Here is a 16,425-nt window from a genome sequence, read left to right on the forward strand (position 1 = left end):
TTCCTCGTCTCTGGACTGCGTCGTCGGACCGGTGGAGCCCCTCTCAGAACTCTCACCCCACCCAACGGATCCTAAGGGGCGCGCATTCCCGGTGTGTCCGGGCACACGGAGAGGCCACTCGGTACGAAATACCACGCAGGACGGAGACGACGCGTGAGCGCTCAGGAGTGCGCGTAGGACTGCTTCAGCAGAATCTTCGCTGTGGCTGTCGGCGTCTTCTTCACGCAGGACGCGTCCATGATGAAGGCGTTGACCCGGGCGCTGTTGGAGGGGTCGCGAAGCACGACGAGCAGTGCATCCGTGCCCTTGTAGACGCCGTCCTTGGTCGCGAGGGTTGTGCCGCTGCTGTGGATGCCCCTTTTGATGCAGGCCGGCACCAAGGGCTGCTTCTTCACGAAGGGCTGGTTCCCGGTGGGGGGGACGGACTGCACTCCCACGCTGGTGCTGTCCTGCGGAGCACGGGATCCACCCGTGGCGCGATCCGAGCCGAGGAGATCGGTGATCTGTTTCTCCAGCGTGCTGTCGGAGAATGTGTCGGCTGCGGAGACCTGGCCTGCGTCCGACGGCTTGCCCTCGTCCAGCGATGACAACAGCACAGAACCGAACCCCAGAGCCGCGACCGCGAAGACGGCGCCCAGGACCACAGTCCTGCGCCGGCCGTTTCGTTGCCGTTCCTTACGGCCGGGGCCTGTGGTCGTGGGGCGGGCGTGGCCCGTGGGTCGGTCGGCGGGAGGCGATGTTTCACGTGAAACATGAGCGCTCTCGACCGGTGCCGGAGCATTCACGGCATCCGGAGCCGTGGCATTCAGCAGAGCTTCTGCGGCGAGAGCGGCGTCGATCCTGCCGGCGACGTCGGCGGGCATGCGCAGGGGGCCCGGCAAAGTGCCGAGCAATCCGCGGATCTCCTCCAGCGACGCATGAACGTCCGCGCAGAGTTCACACTCGTCCAGATGCCGACGTACATCCGCGGTCCTGGAGGCCGGGAGGAGCCCTTCGGTGAGGTCGGAGATCTCCGCGACATCCAGGTGCCCCGCTGTGTCTGTCGTGGAAGTCACGCTCGCCCACCTCCGCCCTTCACTACAGCTGAATCGCTTGATCCCGGATCCGGCGGGCCCTCTGGCGAAGGCCCCGCTGCGGGTGGGACGGAAGTCCCCTGAGTCCGGTTCCGTCGTGAGACCTCCTGTATGCCGTCACCGGCGTTTTCCGGCCGGAGGTGGGTCAGGAGGGGGAGGAGTCTGGCTCTGCCTCGGGCGCAGCGGCTCTTCACTGTCCCCGTCGGCACGTCGAGGATGCGGGCGGCTTCGGCGACCGGGTAGCCCTGCATGTCCACCAGGACGAGGGCCGCTCGCTGGTCGGGCGGGAGGGTGCCCAGCGCCTCCAGGAGTTGGCGGTGGAGGTCGTTGCGTTCCGCGGGTGCCGAGGCCGACTCGTGCGGCTCCAGGAGCTGTTCCAGGCGTTCGGTGTCGTCCACCGGGGACGTCTTCCGGGAGGCCGCCTTCCGGGCCCGGTCCAGGCAGGCGTTCACCGTGATCCGGTGCAGCCACGTGGTGACGGCCGACTGTCCCCGAAACGTGTGCGCGGCCCGGTAGGCCGAGACAAGGGCATCCTGAACGGCGTCAGCGGCTTCCTCGCGGTCCCCCAGCGTCCGGAGAGCCACCGCCCACAGCCGATCCCGATGCCGCCGCACGATCTCACCGAAGGCATCGTGGTCGCCCTCTACATGGCGGGCCAGGAGGTCCTGATCGCTGGTGTCGCCGTACGCGGTGTCATCTGCCATCGGACCCCCCTCCCTTTGTCTGCGGTGAGCTCTCAGCCGGTGAACTTCACGTTGGTGATGGCCTGCTTGTAGCCGGGCTTGCTGTAGTTCGCGGAATCGGCTCCGGAGTACGGCAGAGCAGTCAGCCAGACCAGCACGTAACGGCTCTTCACCGGCTTGTCGACCTTCACGTTGGCTGAGGCGCTGTTCGTCTTCGCCGTACCCAGCTTCTTCATCAAGCTCAGCGGTGTGGACGAGCCCAGTGAATCGGTGGCGTACAGCTCGACCGTGGTGTGGTTGCCGCCGTACCGGAACGACAGCGTCGCTGCCGACACTTCCTGGGCGGAACCGAGGTCGTAGACGATGCCGACGCCGGGCTTTATCACCATGTCTGGACCGTCCGTGTAGCTGCTGGTCCGCCATCCTGTGGTCGAGCTGTTGTCGTACGTCAGCTGCACATCACCTGGATGCTGTGCGTCACCCTCGGCGACGTACTCTTCGGCTCCCTCGATGCTGAGCGTCTTCGTCGGCTTCGGCGCCGTGCTGTTCTTGTCGCCGTCGTCGGTCGTCTGGGTCTGGTTCTCGTCCGACTTTCCACCCCTGTCCATCAGTGCGTCCGCGAGCTGCCAACTGCCCAGTCCCAGCGCGGCGATGAGGAGGGCGGAGACGGCCCACTTCAGGGCTCGGCCGGTGCGGCTCTGCAACGGTGGGGGTGGTACCGAGACCGGCTGGGTGGCGCCGGGGTGCGGTGCGGGGCGGCCGTATGTGCCCTGCTGATACGTCGTGCGCTGGTACTCGGGCGGCGCCGTGAACACCGGCTCCGGCGGGCGGATGCGGGGCATCTCGCCGATCGCCTTGACCAGTTCCTCGGGTGTGGTGCATGCCGACTCGTGGCGGGAGGCCGTCGCACCGTCGTTCGCGAGCGCCCGCATGGACAGCTCGGACAGCCCACGGTGGACGCCTGCCCGCACCTGGTCGGGGGCGATGAGCCCGACGTCCTTGGGTAGACCGGCGAGGCCGTAGGCGTCGTTCTCGTACGGCCAGCGCTGGGTGAGGGCTGCGTACAGGAGAGCGCCGATCGCTTCGGTGTCCGTGCGCTGAGGGGCCTCCGAACTGGCGCCTCGCAGCGCCGCGTTCACAGCGAGGCCGCGGATGCGCCACTGACCGCTCGACGTACGCAGGATTGCGTTCGGGTTCAGCCGCAGATGCGCGAGGCCCTCACGGTGGGCGGCGGCCATGGCGGACGCCACCTGACTGACCATCTGGTAGGCGTCGAACACCTCCAGCGGACCCGGGGCGAGGAGCGCGGTCAGCTCGGTCGCGTCGGGCAGCCACTCGTGGACGACGTAGACGAGGTCGTTCTCCTCGACGGCGTCCAGGACCTGGACGAAGCGCGGATCGCCGAGCAGCGCCGAGGAACGGGCCGCGGCCAGGACGGAACGTGCCCGCGCATGGTCCGCGGGCAGGATGTGTACGCCGACGGCGCGACGGAGTTTCTCGTCGACGGCACGCCAGCTGCTGAATCCGTCCAGACGGGTGACGCACTCCTCGAGACGGTAGCGTCTGGCGAGTTTGTGGCCGCTGTGCAACTCCGGCGGTGACGCCTTGCCGGGATCGTCGGTCCCGCCGCTCCCCTGTGCCTCGACGTCTTCCGTGTCCCGCTCCCGGTTCTTGGCCACGCCGTCGGCCGTGGACTGGTCCGCCTTGGCGGTCAGCGGTTCGTCACCGCTGTTGTCTGCCACGTCGACGGCAGCCGTGCTCCGTTCCGCCACCGTCGTTCCCTGCCTCCCCATTCCTTGCGCGTCGTGCGACGCAGAACCCAATTGTGCCCACAGTCCGCCGCTATGCACGACACACAGTGGCGGCCGATGGTTGTGCGCGTACCCCCGCCTCAGCGCCCCAGACGCCCCCGGACCATGCCGACCAGGGAGTTCAGCTCCTCGATACGCATCTTGCGTGCCGCGACAAAGAAGATCCCGAGCAGAACAGCTCCACCCGCGATCAGTGAGGCGAACGATCCGATGACGCCCTGACCGAGCGAGTGACCGATGCCGTAGCAGACCGCTCCACTGAGCAAAGCCGCCGGTACGGAGGCGATGCAGAGCCGGGCGTAGGTCCGCAGGACGCGGTTGCCGTCCAGGTCGCCGCCGAGGCGCTTGCTCAGCCGGCGCCAGGCCACCCCGACGCCGATCGAGTAGGCCAGACCGTAGGCAGCAGCCATGCCGACCACGGCCCAGCGGGGCGGCAGGACGGCGTAACAGACGGCGGAGGCGACTGCGTTGACGGCTGCCACGATCACGGTGTTGTAGAAGGGCGTCCGGGTGTCCTCGTAGGCGTAGAAGGCGCGCAGGACGACGTACTGCACGGAGTAAGGGATCAGACCGAGGCCGAAGGCCATCAGCATGTAGCCCATGTTCGTGGCGGCGCCGGTACTGGAGGCACCGAAGATCAGCGTGCACATCGGGATGCCGAGTGCGAGGAAACCGAAGGCGATTGGGACGATCGCGACTGCAGTGGTGCGCAGCCCCTGGGAGATGTCGTCGCGGACTGCCCCGGCGTCGTCCTCCGCGGCCGAGCGGGAGATACGTGGCAGCAGGGCGGCCATCAGCGAGACGGTGATGATGGCCTGCGGGAGGCCCCAGATGAGTTGGGCGTTGGCGTAGGCGCTGAAGCCGGTGCCGGGGATCTTGGTGTCGGCGACGGCCGCGGTGGCGAGCTGGGTGACGACGAGGGCGCCCGCCTGGTTGGCGAGGACGAACAGGATGGTCCACTTCGCGAGCATCGCGGCCTTGCCGAGGCCGTGGCCCTTCCAGTCGAAGCGCAGGCGCAGCCGGAACCCGGTCTCGCGCAGATACGGGATCATCGCGAGGGCCTGCACCACGAGTCCGAGCAGGATGCCCACGCCGAGCAGCCGCTGGCCCTCCGGCGGGATGTTCGTGACGCTCATGCCGGAATGCGCGGCGGTGCCGTACACCCACAGGAACATCGAGAGCGTCACGATGATGACGAGGTTGTTGAGGACCGGGGTCCACATCATCGCGCCGAACTTGCCGCGTGCGTTCAGGATCTGCCCCATCACCACATGGATGCCCATGAAGAAGATGGAGGGCAGGAAGTAACGGGTGAAGGTGATGGCGACATCATTGGCCGCCGGATTGGTCGCCACGGGGTTCGACAGCGCACGCACCAGGAGTGGCGCCGCGAGCATGGTGAGCGCGGTGAGCGCGGCGAGAGCCATGATGACGAGCGTCAGGAGCCGGTTGGCGAATGCCTCACCGCCGTCATCGTCCTCCTTCATGGCACGCACGAGCTGCGGCACGAAGACGGAGTTCAGACCGCCGCCGACTGTGAGGATGTAGATCATGGTCGGGAGCTGGTAGGCAACCTGGAAGGCGTCGCCCAGGAAGGCAGTGCCCAGCGCCGACACGATCAGCGCCGAGCGAATGAAGCCGGTGAGGCGCGAGACCATCGTGCCGGCCGCCATCACGGCGCTCGACTTCAGCAGGCCCGTGGCCTTCCCGCCCTTCTTCGCGGGAGTCGTGGGGGCAGTCGGTGCCGTCTGTGCCAGGGCCGATGCGGTCCCGAGGTTCATGGTCTCGTCTGCCGAGGGCGCGGGGGCCGCGGGTGCCTGGAACTGCGGGGCCGGTGAGGGACGGCCAGGAGCCGGTGCCGGGCCGGGTACCGACGGGGGATCCGTCGGGCGGCCACCGCCCTGTTGCTGGTCGCGGAAGAGGTGTGCGAAGGCGTCCGGTTCGTGGCGCTCCTCGCCGGCCTGGGTCACCAGGTCGTCGACACCCACGAACTGGGTGGTGCGGGGGTTGTCGCCGTACGGCAGGAACTGCGTCGGGCCCTCCGGCTCGGGCGCCGGGGTCTGCGCCCACACCTGCGGATCGGGGGCGTACGGGGAGGGTGGCGGCTGGGAGTACAGCGGCTGCTGCGGCTGATAGGTGCCCGGGGGCGGCGGGGGGTGCGCGGCACGGTCGTAGAGGGCCTCGGCGACCGGGTCCTGGGCGTGGAGGTCCTGTGCCCGGTAGGGGTCCTGGTCGTAGGTGTCCTGGAGATACATGTCCGCGGGAGACTGCGGCGGGACCTCGCCGGGCTCGGGCGGGGGGCCCTCGGGGCGACCCGGGTTGCCCGCGCCCTGACTGTCACCGTCGTACGGCGCGTTCATGGTTCCCACCTCATCGTCCCCGGCCCACCGGCCACGACATCCTCAACGGTCCACTCTCTCACCCGTGCCGGACGGCCCGGCGCTTTCCGCTGCGGTGTCCGCTGTCAGGTCACTCGGCTGCTCCGGGGCGTCTGCCCCGGGTCCGGTGCCGGACTCTTCCTTGAGACGATCCTCGGGGCCCTGGGGGTTCTCCGGGTCTTCCCCGGTCTCACCGGCCGCGTCGTCGGGGCCGTTCTGCTCGGCTTCACGGGCGGCCGCGCGCTTGCGCTGGGTGTACATCCGGAATCCTGCCAGCACCAGAAGCAGGACACCGCCGCCGATGACCAGCATGACCGTGGCCGTGAACTCGGTGACCTTCACGTCGAACCTGACGGCATTGCCGTAAGGCTGGCCGTCCTCCGTGTACAGCTGGGCGATCACCGAGGCCTTGCCGTTGGCTTTGGCCGTCGTGGTGAACTTCACCGTCTGGCTGTGGCCGCCGGAGACCTCGACCGGCTGCTCGTAGTAGGAGGAGCCACCGATCTCGAGCCGGTTCGGGCTCAGCGACGTCAGCCGGAGCCTCAAGTGCTCCACGCCCTGCACCAGGTTGTTCTGAACCGTCACGGGGATGGTGGCACTGCGGCCGGAAAGCTTGGTCTCCGACTTGTCGATCAGGCTGACCTGTGAGGTCAGTTCGTCGAGGTAGGCCTCGACATCGCTGCGGAACCCGCTCGCCTCGGCGGTGCGGCCCCGCCACGACGTGGACATCTCGCGGTTCACGGCTCGCCCGAAGGGGGTCACGACGCGGGACTGGTCGGAGAGGATCACCTTGAAGTTGTCGAGCTTGTCCTGCGTGTCCGCGATCTGCTGGAAGGCCGGCTTCGCCAGTTCCTGCCTGCGCAGCGAGGCAGGGTAGGCGGACGCAGAGGGCACCTTGGTGGTGGCCCCGGGATCGGGCTTGGCCGCGGCCGCCGCCGTGAGCTTCTGGGTCTCGGACCAGTTTCCGCTCTCCAGGGCGTTGATCGCCTCAGCCATCGCACTGGCTTGGCTCGCCGTCGGCATGCGCTGCGGGGCGACGACGATGCTGCGCTGCTTGTCCGTCTGGAGGCCGATGGTGAGGCTCTGTGCGAGGAACCGCTGGACGGCGAGTGTCGCGGTGGAGGCCTTCGTCAGATCGCCCTGGAAAGCCGTCGACAGCCGGGCGTCCGCGACGACAGCCGTGGTGCCGCCGCCGATGGGGCGGGCGGCGGAGGGCGTGTACGAGAGGCCGCCGGTCTCCTGGAGGCTGTCGCTGCGTGCGATCACCTTGTCGGCGCCGGCGGAGGTGGCGACCTTGACGATCGACGGGTCCACCGCGCCGTTCACGGGCCAGGCGAAGTCGGTGCTCGGTGTCACGTGGAGCACGGTCTTCACCGTGGTGGCCGCGACGTCGGTGGCCTCGTCGAGATGGCTGAGTGAGCCGGTGACGCTCGTGCCGTTGTGGGCGAGGGAAGCAAGGTCCGGGTCGGCGAAGGGCAGTGCGACGACTTCCTGGCCCTCCACCGCTTTCTGCAGCCGTGCCAGCCACTGCTTGGCGAGTGCCTGGTGGGTGCCCGCCGTCGTGGTGTCGCCGTCGCCCTGGATCCGGTAGCTGCGGGTCATCGCGTCGACGGACGCCAGGAGGTCCGGGTCGATCACCCAGGTGACGCCGAGGTTTTCGCCCAGTGACAGCATCTGGTCCAGCCGGCCACCCGCCGAGATCTCCTCGGCGAGGTCGTCATTGAGGAAGACCGGCGTCTGCTGGGCGTTCGATCCGGTTTCCGCCGTCATGTGGACGGTCGAGATCAGCGGCCACAGGAAGGTCGTCCTGGTCTTCGTGTCCGCCTCGTCGGACTGCCACGGCAGAAAGGTCCGCTGGATGCCGAGCATCTGGTCCCACGACTGTGCCGAGGACTTGCCCGAGAGGGAGACGGCGAACTGGTAGACGCCGGCGTCGCCGAGGTCCAGCTTGTCGACCGGCACGGAGATGGAGAACGGCTCGGCGACCCCGGGGGTCAGCTTCGAGAACTTCGCTACGTACTTGCCGCCGACCTCGGATCCCGTGGTGCCCTGGAGGGAGCGGCTGTCTTCGGTGATGTCGTCGATCGACGAGCGGGTGTTCAGTTCGGGGCCCACCCAGAGTCCCACGTGGGCGGCCGTGACGGCCTTCTTGCCGTTGTTGGTCACCGTCCCGGACACGGTGATCGTGTCACCGTCCGCGGGCGCGTTGGGGCTGAGTGTGTCGACGGCTACGGAGACCGAGCCGGGATCGTCGGCGGCCTGGGCGGGTGCGAGGGCGGAGAGCTGGCACAGGCCGGCCAGTAGCGGCGCCCCTGCCAGCAGCGTCCCGGTGCGCCGCAGCCAGCGGCGGGCAGGTGAGGGACTCGTCCCCTGGAAGTCTGCCGCCTCGGCCACGCGCTCGCCCGTCCCTCGTCGTCGTCAGTGGTCGTCGGAATGTGCGTCCACGCATGGTAACGATGCGCGCTGAGGGGAAGTGCCGCGGACTGCTCCACAAGATCGGTGGACGCTGCCGTGCTGTCCCGAATGTGTGCGTATAAAGGGGAGCGCGTCCGTGAGTCTCCGGGGCAGACCTTGTGCAGGTAGGGATGAGGACTCGGTGCACGTTTAATGGAGGCGCTCATGGCCGCCCGGGCCACGTACCCTCTTCTGTTGTGCCGAACGCCGACGAAAACCTTCTCCATACCCCCAGCCAGGCGCAGCCTCACACGGTGAATGAACTGTTGCGGTTCGCTCCTGTCGCCGACGACCTCGCGCGTCGTTTCCAGGCGGCAGGGTTCTCGCTTGCCCTGGTCGGCGGGCCTGTCCGGGACGCGCTGCTGGATCGGCCCGGTAACGATCTGGACTTCACAACGGACGCTCGCCCACAGGACGTACTGAAGATCCTCAAGAAGTGGGCGGACGCGGTGTGGGAGGTCGGGATCGCCTTCGGCACGGTCGGGGGGCAGAAGGACGGCTTCCAGGTGGAGGTGACCACCTACCGTTCCGAGGCGTACGACCGGACCTCGCGCAAGCCGGAGGTGGCGTACGGCGACTCCATCGAGGAGGACCTCGTCCGGCGTGACTTCACGGTGAACGCCATGGCGTTCTCGCTTGCCGAGAAGAAGTTCATCGACCCGCACGGCGGCCTGGAAGACCTTGAGGCGCGGGTACTTCGTACACCGGGCACCCCCGAGGAATCCTTCTCCGACGACCCGCTGCGGATGATGCGCGCGGCACGCTTCGCCGCCCAGCTTGACTTCGAGGTGGCCCCCGAAGTCGTGGCGGCCATGAAGAGCATGTCCGGGCGCATCGAGATCGTCTCGGCCGAGCGGGTACGGGACGAGCTCAACAAGATCATCCTGTCCGCGAACCCGCGCAAGGGGCTGACCCTGCTTGTCGACACGGGTCTTGCCGATCATGTCCTTCCGGAGCTCCCGGCTCTGCGGCTGGAGAGCGATGAACACCACCGGCACAAGGATGTCTACGAGCACACGCTGATCGTGCTGGAGCAGGCCATCGAGCTGGAGAAGGAAGGGCCCGACCTGACTCTCCGCCTGGCCGCGCTGCTCCACGACATCGGCAAGCCGCGCACCCGCCGCTTCGAGAACGACGGCCGCGTCTCGTTCCACCACCACGAAGTGGTCGGAGCGAAGATGACGAAGAAGCGGATGACGGCGCTCAAGTACTCCAACGAGCTGGTGAAGGACGTTTCCCAGCTCGTCGAACTCCATCTGCGTTTTCACGGGTACGGCACCGGGGAGTGGACGGATTCGGCGGTTCGTCGCTATGTGCGGGACGCGGGTCCGCTGCTCGACCGACTCCACAAGTTGACCCGCTCGGACTGTACGACCCGGAACAAGCGCAAGGCGGCCGCACTGTCGCGTGCGTACGACGGTCTGGAGGAACGGATTGCCCAGCTTCAGGAGCAGGAGGAGCTCGACGCGATCAGGCCCGACCTCGACGGCAACCAGATCATGGAGATCCTCGATGTGGGCCCCGGCCCTGCCATCGGCCGCGCGTACAAGCACATGCTGGAGCTTCGTCTGGAGCATGGACCGATGAAGCATGACGAGGCGGTGGCCGCACTCAAGAAGTGGTGGGTCGAGCAGAACTGAGGGCATGAAACGGGGTCATGTTTCACGTGAAACATGACCCTCGAACACATCGAGGGGCGGTGTTTCACGTGAAACATCGCCCCTCATCGTTCCCTCGCCATCCGTCGCTCCCGCGTCATCGTGGCGGCGACCGTCGCGTAGATGACGGCGACGGTGATTACCAGGGGTACCGAGCGGCCGTCCGGCGGCAGGATGAGGGCGGCCACGGCGGCGGCGCCCACGAAAGCGATGTTGAACAGCACGTCGTAGACCGCGAAGATCCGGCCCCGGAAGCCGTCGTCGACTGAGGACTGCACGATGGTGTCGGTGGCGATCTTCGCGCCCTGGGTGATCAGCCCCAGGACGAACGCCGCGACGAGCATGGAGACGGTGGCGAAGGGGAGTCCGAGGGCGGGCTCCAGTACTGCGGCGGCCGCGGCGCACACGACGATCCAGCGCTCGGGCCCAAGTCTCCCCACGGCCCAGGGGGTGAGAAGCGCGGCGACGAAGAAGCCTGCACCGGAGATTCCCAGGGCCAGCCCCAGCAGAGCAAGTCCGTCGTCCGGATCGGAGGTCAGGGCGTAGCGGCAGAGCATCAGCACCATGACGAGCAGTGCGCCGTAGCAGAACCGCATCAACGACATCGCGCCGAGCGCCCGGAGGGCCGAACGGCGTGAAGGCGCAGTCAGATGTCGCACACCGGCCACCAGATCACGGGCGGTGCCGGCCAACGCCGTCCCGAGGCGAGGGTGGATCAACTCGGTGTCGGGGCCGAGCAGTTCCGGTGGCATGCGCAGCGCGGCGAGTGCGCCGCACAGGTACAGCCCGGCTCCCAGCAGCACGACGGCCGCGTCGGAGTCGGCCACCACCAGCCTGACGACGAAGGCAAGGCCGCCGCCCGCGGTGGCGGCAAGGGTTCCGGCGGTCGGGGAGAGGGAGTTGGCGATCACCAGCCGCTCCTCGTCGACGACGCGGGGCAGCGCGGCGGACAGGCCGGACAGGACGAAGCGGTTGACCGCGGTGACGCACAGGGCGGACACGTAGAAGAGCCAGTCCGGGACGTCGCTGAGCATCAGGGCCGCCGTCGCCGATGCCAGGAGGGCGCGCACGAGGTTGCCGTAGAGGAAGACCTGGCGGCGGCGCCAGCGGTCCAGGAGAACGCCGGCGAAGGGGCCCACCAAGGAGTAAGGGAGGAGCAGGACAGCCATTGCGGAGGCGATCGCTGTGGCCGAGGTCTGCTTCTCCGGGGAGAAGACGACGTAGGCGGCGAGAGCGATCTGGTAGACGCCGTCCGCGCCCTGGGAGAGCAGGCGCACGGACAGCAGGCGCCGGAAGTCCCCGAGGCGCAGCAGGACCTGCAGATCACGCACGACGGACATGGGCACAGCCTCACATACGGCGAGGGTCCCCCGGGATACGACCCGGGGGACCCTCGACAGCCCTGGCAGGAGCGTTTGAGCGAGCCCTAGTGTGTGGCGCTGTGTCTCGCCGCGTGCACCGTGCTCGGTCTCGTTAGCTGCATCGTGCTCTGTCTCGCTAGCGCTCGACGTCTCCCCTGATGAACTTCTCGACGTTCTCGCGTGCCTCGTCGTCGAAGTACTGGACAGGCGGGGACTTCATGAAGTAGCTCGAGGCCGACAGGATCGGACCGCCGATGCCGCGGTCCTTGGCGATCTTCGCGGCGCGCACGGCGTCGATGATGACACCCGCGGAGTTCGGAGAGTCCCAGACCTCGAGCTTGTACTCCAGGCTCAGCGGGACGTCACCGAAGGCGCGGCCCTCGAGGCGGACGTAGGCCCACTTGCGGTCGTCGAGCCACTGCACGTAGTCCGACGGACCGATGTGGACGTTCTTCGCGCCGAGGTCCCGGTCGGGGATCTGGGAGGTGACGGCCTGCGTCTTGGAGATCTTCTTGGACTCCAGGCGCTCGCGCTCGAGCATGTTCTTGAAGTCCATGTTGCCGCCGACGTTCAGCTGCATCGTGCGGTCCAGGACGACACCGCGGTCCTCGAACAGCTTCGCCATGACGCGGTGCGTGATGGTGGCGCCGACCTGGGACTTGATGTCGTCGCCGACGATCGGGACGCCCGCCTCGGTGAACTTGTCCGCCCACTCCTTGGTGCCGGCGATGAAGACCGGCAGGGCGTTGACGAAGGCGACCTTGGCGTCGATGGCGCACTGGGCGTAGAACTTCGCCGCGGCCTCGGAACCGACGGGCAGGTAGCAGACGAGGACGTCGACCTGCTTCTTCTTGAGGATCTTGACGACGTCGACAGGCTCGGCCTCGGACTCCTCGATGGTCTCGCGGTAGTACTTGCCGAGACCGTCGAGGGTGTGGCCGCGGCGGACCTTCACACCGGTGTTCGGCACGTCGCAGATCTTGATGGTGTTGTTCTCGGAGGCGCCGATGGCGTCCGCCAGGTCGAGGCCGACCTTCTTGGCGTCCACGTCGAACGCGGCGACGAACTCGATGTCCTTGACGTGGTAGTCACCGAACTGGACATGCATCAGCCCGGGGACCTTCGACGCCGGATCGGCGTCCTTGTAGTACTCGACTCCCTGAACCAACGACGCGGCGCAGTTGCCCACACCGACGACGGCTACGCGAACCGAACCCATTCCGGTTGCTCCCTGTGTGTACGAGTGAGGCCCTGGCAGGGACCTCACGTGGTGGTGTCGCCGGGCGTATCCGGCCCGGGGGTGTCCCCGGGCCGGGGCAGGACGCCCGGCGCTCCCTCTGTGGTGTCGCGAGTGGGCTCTCCATGGCCGGGACCCTTGAGGTTCCGGCCGGCCCGCTCGCTCTCGATGAGCTCGTTCAGCCAGCGCACTTCGCGCTCCACGGACTCCATCCCGTGGCGCTGGAGCTCAAGCGTGTAGTCGTCGAGGCGCTCCCGGGTGCGTGTCAGCGAGGCACGCATCTTCTCCAGGCGCTCCTCGAGCCGGCTGCGGCGGCCTTCGAGGACTCGCATACGGACGTCGCGCGAGGTCTGCCCGAAGAAGGCGAAACGAGCCGCGAAGTGCTCGTCCTCGTACGCGTCGGGACCTGTCTGCGAGAGCAGCTCCTCGAAGTGCTCCTTACCGTCTGCCGTCAACCGATAGACGATCTTGGCGCGACGCCCTGCGAGTGGTGCGGCGAGGGCGTCCTCGGTGGTGTGCCCCGGTTCCTCGATCAACCAGCCGTTGACGACCAGCGTCTTGAGGCAGGGGTAGAGCGTGCCGTAGCTGAACGCACGGAACACGCCCAGGGACGTGTTGAGGCGTTTGCGCAGCTCGTAGCCGTGCATCGGGGACTCACGGAGCAGGCCGAGTACGGCGAATTCAAGGATCCCGGCACGCCGGCTCATCGTCGCCTCCTCGTCCTTGTCTCGCACCGATGTATCGACTCGATACATCGAGACGATAGAACGGCTTTCCGGAAGCGACAAGTGGGGGGACGGTGAACGGGATCACATCAATGATTCATGCGAACCAAGTTGCCTGATTTGGGGTGAACTTCGGAGCTCGGCAGGTTTTGACGGTGCGTAGTCTGTGCGGCATGCACACCACCGGGAGCCGAGTGACGCCTGGGGGGCGTCGGAGTCCTGGGTGCAGTACGGATGAATGCGGAACCGACCACATCCGTACTTCGGGGGGACCGGAAACCAGCCGCCGTTTCCAGGCGCGCAAAGGTGCGCCTGCCCGAGGAGTAGTCGTTCGATGAGCGAGCACCGTCGCAAACCGCCGCAGCCGCAGGGTGGCGGACGTGCCGCGGCCCGACGCGGCCAGTCCGGCTCGTCCTCCGGCCGCCGCGCGGCTCCGCGAGGCGCCACCGGATCTCTTGCCGACTCCTATGGGACGAGTTCCCAGGAGTCGGCTTCCTATGGTCCGGGAGGCGAGGAGCGTCTGCCCGGCAGCCGTACCGATGCCCGTCGGGCGGCCCAGAGAAGCACCGGCGGTGGTCGCCGCCGAGGGGCAGAACCGGTTCGTGGAGGCCGACGCGGAGCGCCGGCCGGTCGGGGACGCGCTTCCGAGTCCGGCAAGAAGCGGCTCATCGACTACCCGCGCGCGGGCAAGTACGGGGTGGCGCGCTGGGTGCCGTCCTGGAAGCTGGTGACGGGGCTGTTCATCGGCTTCGTCGGAAGCCTGGTCGCGGTCGCCGGCGTCGGTTACGCACTGGTGAGCGTTCCGAACGTGGCCCAGACCGCGACCGCGCAGAACAACGTCTACTACTGGTCCGACAGGACCGAGATGGTCTCCACCGGTGGTGAGACCAATCGCCAGATCATCAACCTCGCGCAGATCCCGAAGGCGATGCAGTACGCCGTCGTCTCGCAGGAGAACAAGACCTTCTACACCGACAGCGGCATCGACCCCAAGGGCATCGCCCGGGCCGTGTTCAACATGGCCAGGGGCGGGGACACGCAGGGTGGCTCCACCATCACCCAGCAGTACGTCAAGAACGCGCGCCTCAACGATCAGTCCCAGACCATCACCCGCAAGTTCAAGGAGATCTTCATCTCCATCAAGGTGGGTGCCACGGTCAAGAAGGACGCGATCATGGAGGGCTACCTGAACTCCGCGTACTACGGTCGCAACGCCTACGGCATCGAGGCGGCCGCACGCGCGTACTTCAACAAGCAGGCCAAGGACCTGAACCCGGGCGAGTGTGCCTTCCTGGCCGCCACGCTCAAGGGCGCCACGTACTACGACCCGGCGGGCGCGACGTCCATCGACTCGACGAACGCCACGCCCGAGGCCAACAGCAGGCGTGCTCTGCGGCAGATGCAGAACACCCTCGACAAGATGGTCGAGTACGGCCACCTCAGTGCGGCGGAGCGGGCCAAGTACACGACGCTTCCCAAGGTGCAGAACCCTCGGTCCAACACCCAGCTCAAGGGACAGGTCGGCTATCTGGTCGACCTCGCCAAGGCGTACCTGATCAACAACAAGATCATCAGCGCCGACAAGTTCCAGCAGGGCGGCTATTCGATCTACACGACCTTCGACAAGAAGAAGGTCAACGAGCTCGAGGCAGCCGTGGCGAAGGTCCGCAAGGAGAACATCGACCCGAAGAAGCGTCCGACCAAGGACACCTACGTCCAGTTCGGCGGGGCGTCCGTGGAGCCGGCCACCGGTGCGATCCGGGCCTGTTACGGAGGCGAGGACGCGACCAAGCACTTCGCCAACAACTGCGATTCCACCGGCGCCCAGGTGGGTTCGACGTTCAAGGCGTTCGTGCTGGCGGCGGCGATGAAGTGGGGCGTGCGCGACCCTGACCTGGGGGAGAGCCAGGCGCAGGACGAGCGCACGGTCGTCAACGCGAAGAGCCTGTTCAGCGGCGAGAACGGCCTCAAGATCAAGAACTACGACGGTTCGATCTGGGAGAACAAGGAGGGCAAGGAGTGGAACCAGACGAACGACGGCAAGCAGTCCTACGGCTCTCCTCCCAAGTACCAGATCGACCTGCGTGAGGCGATGCGGGAGTCGGTGAACTCCGCCTTCGTGCAGCTCGGCATGGATGTCGGCCTGGACAAGGTCAAGGAGGCGGCCATGGACGCCGGCCTCAAGGAGAACAGCCTGGCCGGTACCAGCTTCCCGTCCTTCTCCATCGGCATCTCCGACCCCAGCGCCATTCGTATGGCGGGCGCGTACGCCACCTTCGCGGCGAGCGGCAAGCAGAACGAGCCGTACTCGGTCGAGAGCGTGACAAGCATCGACGGCGAGATCTTCAACCACAAGGCGAAGCCGACGCAGGCCTTCGAGAAGAAGGTCGCCGACAACGTCACCGACGTCCTCAAGACCGTGGTCGACAAGGGCACCGGTACCAACGCCAAGCTGGCCGGCCGTGAGGTGGCGGGCAAGACCGGTACCACCGACGGCAACAAGTCCGCCTGGTTCGTGGGATACACCCCGCAGCTGTCCACGTCGATCACGATGTTCCGGCTGGACGACGACGAGACCAAGAAGAACCGCACGTTCCTGGAGATGTACGGAACGGGTGGCCAGGAGAAGATCCACGGCGCCTCGTTCCCGTCCGAGATCTGGCACGACTACATGGAGCAGGCGCTGAAGGGCGAGAAGTCCGTGGACTTCCCGACTCCGGAGCCCATCGGCAAGATCCTCAACGACGATCCCACCCCGACGCCCACTCCGACGCCGACGGAGACCGAGTCGGCCACCCCGACACCGACTCCGACGCCCAGCCTGACGTTCCCCACTCCGACGCCCACCGTGAGCGAGTCCTGCCGGTTCTCCTGGCAGTGCGACGACACGGGCGGCACGGACAACGGCGGCACCGACGGGGGCGTGAGTTCGACGCCGACGGCCACAGCGACGGATGAGAACGGCGGCAATACCAACGGGAACGGCAACGGCGGGTTGTTCGGAGGATCGAGCGGATAGGACGTTCCCCGCTCTGTCGCGCATGA

Annotated in this window: 10 protein-coding genes; 2 read left to right on the forward strand and 8 right to left on the reverse strand. The window is 67.3% G+C overall.

Annotated features, from left to right (window positions below; translation table 11 throughout):
- Positions 1-161: 161 nt before the first annotated feature.
- From ACFYRX_RS15165 to ACFYRX_RS15185, 5 genes are all read right to left on the reverse strand, one after another.
- The gene (locus ACFYRX_RS15165; protein WP_389099609.1) at positions 162-1,055 is read right to left on the reverse strand and encodes an anti-sigma factor family protein; all 894 of its coding nucleotides are present in this window, start codon (positions 1,053-1,055) and stop codon (positions 162-164) included.
- Positions 1,052-1,777: an RNA polymerase sigma factor SigM gene (sigM, locus tag ACFYRX_RS15170; protein WP_389099611.1), complete on the reverse strand. Its 726-nt coding sequence runs from the start codon at positions 1,775-1,777 to the stop codon at positions 1,052-1,054. The genes ACFYRX_RS15165 and sigM overlap by 4 nt, the downstream gene beginning before the upstream one ends.
- A gap of 32 nt (positions 1,778-1,809) precedes the next feature.
- A complete protein-coding gene (locus ACFYRX_RS15175; RefSeq protein ID WP_389099613.1) occupies positions 1,810-3,528 on the reverse strand; it encodes a serine/threonine protein kinase in 1,719 nt (572 codons plus the stop codon).
- Between the two features lie 119 nt (positions 3,529-3,647).
- Entirely contained in the window at positions 3,648-5,927 is a 2,280-nt protein-coding gene (murJ, locus tag ACFYRX_RS15180; protein ID WP_389099615.1) for a murein biosynthesis integral membrane protein MurJ, read from the reverse strand.
- Positions 5,928-5,969: 42 nt separating this feature from the next.
- A complete protein-coding gene (locus ACFYRX_RS15185; RefSeq protein ID WP_389099617.1) occupies positions 5,970-8,339 on the reverse strand; it encodes a DUF6049 family protein in 2,370 nt (789 codons plus the stop codon).
- 257 nt (positions 8,340-8,596) lie between these two features.
- Between ACFYRX_RS15185 and ACFYRX_RS15190 the strand changes: the two genes are divergently transcribed.
- Positions 8,597-10,039: a CCA tRNA nucleotidyltransferase gene (locus ACFYRX_RS15190; RefSeq protein WP_389100010.1), complete on the forward strand. Its 1,443-nt coding sequence runs from the start codon at positions 8,597-8,599 to the stop codon at positions 10,037-10,039.
- Between the two features lie 83 nt (positions 10,040-10,122).
- Here the strand turns inward: ACFYRX_RS15190 and ACFYRX_RS15195 are convergent, their stop codons facing one another.
- From ACFYRX_RS15195 to ACFYRX_RS15205, 3 genes are all read right to left on the reverse strand, one after another.
- Positions 10,123-11,397 carry an MFS transporter gene (locus ACFYRX_RS15195; protein ID WP_389099619.1) on the reverse strand — a complete coding sequence of 425 codons (1,275 nt, stop codon included), beginning with the start codon at positions 11,395-11,397 and terminating at the stop codon, positions 10,123-10,125.
- A gap of 157 nt (positions 11,398-11,554) precedes the next feature.
- Complete coding sequence (locus tag ACFYRX_RS15200; RefSeq protein ID WP_389099621.1) at positions 11,555-12,637, reverse strand: inositol-3-phosphate synthase; 1,083 nt, start codon at positions 12,635-12,637, stop codon at positions 11,555-11,557.
- A gap of 44 nt (positions 12,638-12,681) precedes the next feature.
- Positions 12,682-13,362, reverse strand: coding sequence for a PadR family transcriptional regulator (locus ACFYRX_RS15205; protein WP_389099623.1), 681 nt, complete (start codon positions 13,360-13,362; stop codon positions 12,682-12,684).
- Between the two features lie 352 nt (positions 13,363-13,714).
- On the opposite strand from ACFYRX_RS15205, the gene ACFYRX_RS15210 reads away from it, so the two are divergent.
- On the forward strand, positions 13,715-16,399 hold the full coding sequence (locus ACFYRX_RS15210) for a transglycosylase domain-containing protein (RefSeq protein WP_389099625.1): 2,685 nt from the start codon (positions 13,715-13,717) through the stop codon (positions 16,397-16,399).
- The last annotated feature ends 26 nt before the right edge of the window (positions 16,400-16,425 follow it).

It is taken from the genome of Streptomyces sp. NPDC005374 (assembly GCF_042872225.1).
In the GTDB taxonomy this organism is placed as follows: domain Bacteria; phylum Actinomycetota; class Actinomycetes; order Streptomycetales; family Streptomycetaceae; genus Streptomyces.

Bases quoted from the DNA above. Each gene is read 5' to 3' on its own strand.
- ACFYRX_RS15205 (WP_389099623.1), bottom strand. From the start codon at position 13,362: ATGAGCCGGCGTGCCGGGATCCTTGAATTCGCCGTACTCGGCCTGCTC.
- ACFYRX_RS15195 (WP_389099619.1), bottom strand. From the start codon at position 11,397: ATGTCCGTCGTGCGTGATCTGCAGGTCCTGCTGCGCCTCGGGGACTTC.
- ACFYRX_RS15210 (WP_389099625.1), top strand. From the start codon at position 13,715: ATGAGCGAGCACCGTCGCAAACCGCCGCAGCCGCAGGGTGGCGGACGT.
- ACFYRX_RS15200 (WP_389099621.1), bottom strand. From the start codon at position 12,637: ATGGGTTCGGTTCGCGTAGCCGTCGTCGGTGTGGGCAACTGCGCCGCG.
- sigM (WP_389099611.1), bottom strand. From the start codon at position 1,777: ATGGCAGATGACACCGCGTACGGCGACACCAGCGATCAGGACCTCCTG.
- murJ (WP_389099615.1), bottom strand. From the start codon at position 5,927: ATGAACGCGCCGTACGACGGTGACAGTCAGGGCGCGGGCAACCCGGGT.